Source organism: Lyngbya aestuarii BL J (assembly GCF_000478195.2).
GTDB lineage: Bacteria > Cyanobacteriota > Cyanobacteriia > Cyanobacteriales > Microcoleaceae > Capilliphycus > Capilliphycus aestuarii.
This window is the reverse complement of record NZ_AUZM01000316.1, coordinates 1-668: the sequence shown is the minus strand read 5'-3', so window position 1 is coordinate 668 and position 668 is coordinate 1. Positions and strand designations below refer to the sequence as shown.

At 45.1% G+C, this 668-nt stretch carries 1 protein-coding gene; it reads right to left on the bottom strand.

Going from position 1 to position 668, the window contains the following annotated elements; all coding sequences use genetic code 11:
- A partial coding sequence (locus tag M595_RS28315) for a transglycosylase domain-containing protein (protein WP_023069973.1) occupies positions 1–668 on the bottom strand: 668 nt, incomplete at both ends.

Genomic DNA, 668 nt, shown 5'->3' with positions numbered 1-668 from the left:
GCTCTTCCGATCTGGGGCGGCGATCGCATCCAGTTGAGGGGGTTGTAATTCTACATTTTCTTGATAGGCATGATTCGCATAATTTAACGTAATATAACCCTCTGCAACCATCCGATCTAAAACATAGCGTTGTCGTTGTTTTAAAGCTTGCCAATTGTAGTAGGGATTTAAGTCAGTTGGATCATTGGGTAAAGCGGCGAGTAAACTGGCTTGAGATAGGCTTAAATCTGTGGCGGGAATGTTAAAATAAGCCCGAGAAGCAGCTTCAACTCCATACAGGTTTCCGCCCATGGGTAAACGGTTGATATAGGCTTGTAGAATTTCATCTTTATTCATTCCGGCAAATAACCGCCAAGCCAACCAAATTTCTTGACTTTTATTAACTAATGTTGTGGGTGCAGGTTCCAACATTCGGGCGAGTTGCATGGGAATTGTCGAGGCACCACTGACAATTTTTCGGGCTTGGATGGCTTCTAAAATCGCTCGAACGATGGCTATACTATCGACAGCACCTTGTTGATAATATCGTTTATCTTCTGCGGCAATAATCGCTTGAATAAAATGGGGGGAAACTTGCGCTAATGGCACCACTGCGGTATGATTTTGATCTCGGCTGAGTAGCGTTCCGAGGGGTTGTCCATAGCGATCGCTAAACTCAACCGCGAGGC